This is a genomic window from Caballeronia sp. LZ003 (genome assembly GCF_031451465.1).
Classification (GTDB): domain Bacteria; phylum Pseudomonadota; class Gammaproteobacteria; order Burkholderiales; family Burkholderiaceae; genus Caballeronia.
In genome coordinates, this window is the sequence record NZ_JARUXJ010000040.1 from 1 (window position 1) to 1,527 (window position 1,527).

Here is a 1,527-nt window from a genome sequence, read left to right on the forward strand (position 1 = left end):
ACGGGCAACGCTCGCACTGCTCGAATGTTGCGCTGATGTTCGCAAAGCGATCGAAAGCGCGCGCATCAACGTCACTCACGCCCGTCACCTTTCGAAACTGCCACCGGCGCAGCAGCGTGAGAAGGTTCGGGAGCTAGTTGCCGCCGGCGCGAACGTCGCCGGTCATGCGCGCGCCCGAGCGCAGCGCGAGGCGCTCGGCGAACGCACGCCCAAGATGCGAAGCCGTAAGGAGATTTTGAAGGAGTTGGGCGCGTCGTCGGGCGAACGTGCTGAGGCGTTGCGCTGGGTGTTACAGACTGCAAAGCAGGAGGATGGTGGATGAAGAGATTGGAAAACGAAGCCCAGGCCAATGTGCTGGTGGAGGCCAAGGATCGAGACGAAGCGGGGGCCTTGGAATCTCGAAAGATCTGTCTCAGCTGTGGAGCAAAGCAGAAGGACGACGGCACGCTGCCGTGCGGTCACGACAACGATGTGTAAGGTAACCAATGAGCAACGCTATCAAACATAGCCCGAGAGTGGACCTGGGCGTGGTCTTCCTCACGGGCAAGCAACAACGCATGGCGCCTTATAAGACGCACATCGAGATGGGCCGCGTTGAAGTTGGCGTTGGCGTGACGGATGACGAGCGGCAATACGCATTCAAGTACTGGAAATTCACTCCGAAAGGCTTCGAATGGATTGCCGGCAAGTGGATGGCGCGACAGCTCGTTGAGCGAGACGCGCAGCTCCTGGAGGCTTAATGCGCATGACGCGAACTTACGCTCATTTGAACGCCCAGCGCGCGCAAGAGTTTCTGAATCGTCTCGTAGCGCGGATGCGCGCCAGGCGCTATCGCTTTGTAGAGGCTCTCGCGTCCGAGACCTGCTTCCGCCGCAACCTTGGCAACGCCACGCGCTCGAGTTACTGCGCCGAGGGCAGAAAGGAACACATCAGGGTTCGGGTCTTCCATCGCAGCCGCAAGGAATTCGGCGATCGCTTCGTCGCTGTCGAGATAATCGGCAGCATCGAAAACAGCAAAAGTAGTCATAGCTCACTCCTTCAGTTCGCGCGCCATTCGGATCGCACGTTTGATGTCCTGGTCCTGACTCGACTTGTCGCCGCCGGTCAGGAGAAGGTAGATAACGGTGCCAGTGCGCGTGTAGTAGACGCGATATCCGGCTCCCACATCGATTCGCATTTCGCTAACCCCTTCGCCGACCGGCTTGCAGTCACCAAAATTTCCTTGCTGGGCGCTAACAAGCCGAGCAGCGATTCGAGCTTTTGCGCGGGCATGGCGGAGCTTAGAAAGCCATGCGTTGAATTCGTCGGATCGAAGCAATGTGTTCATGTTGTGAGTGTATCCAAATGGATACGAACGGGCAAGCCTCAACTTGCGCTCCGCCTACCGCTTTTCTTGACTGCCTGCCGCACCGCTGCCTATACTTCACGCATCTCGGTAGACAACCGAGCTGCGGGCGTCGAAACCCGGTGTCACAAAGGCGGACGAGCCGCCGCGCAAGCGGCTTTTTTATCGTCCCTTCGTCTCTG

General features: G+C 58.6%; 4 protein-coding genes and 1 pseudogene. 3 read left to right on the top strand and 2 right to left on the bottom strand.

The window, feature by feature from the left end:
* From QCE79_RS32710 to QCE79_RS32720, 3 genes and pseudogenes are all read left to right on the top strand, one after another.
* A pseudogene (locus tag QCE79_RS32710) lies at positions 1-322 on the top strand (hypothetical protein); the annotation flags it as partial.
* Positions 319-477: a hypothetical protein gene (locus QCE79_RS32715; protein ID WP_309851547.1), complete on the top strand. Its 159-nt coding sequence runs from the start codon at positions 319-321 to the stop codon at positions 475-477. The pseudogene QCE79_RS32710 and the gene QCE79_RS32715, both read left to right, overlap by 4 nt.
* 8 nt (positions 478-485) lie before the next feature.
* Complete coding sequence (locus QCE79_RS32720; RefSeq protein WP_309851549.1) at positions 486-740, top strand: phage antirepressor KilAC domain-containing protein; 255 nt, start codon at positions 486-488, stop codon at positions 738-740.
* Here QCE79_RS32720 and QCE79_RS32725 read toward each other — a convergent pair.
* Positions 737-1,027, bottom strand: a complete 291-nt coding sequence (locus tag QCE79_RS32725) for an addiction module antidote protein (protein ID WP_309851551.1) — start codon at positions 1,025-1,027, stop codon at positions 737-739. The genes QCE79_RS32720 and QCE79_RS32725 overlap by 4 nt on opposite strands.
* A gap of 3 nt (positions 1,028-1,030) precedes the next feature.
* On the bottom strand, positions 1,031-1,327 hold the full coding sequence (locus QCE79_RS32730) for a type II toxin-antitoxin system RelE/ParE family toxin (protein ID WP_309851554.1): 297 nt from the start codon (positions 1,325-1,327) through the stop codon (positions 1,031-1,033).
* Positions 1,328-1,527: the final 200 nt, after the last annotated feature.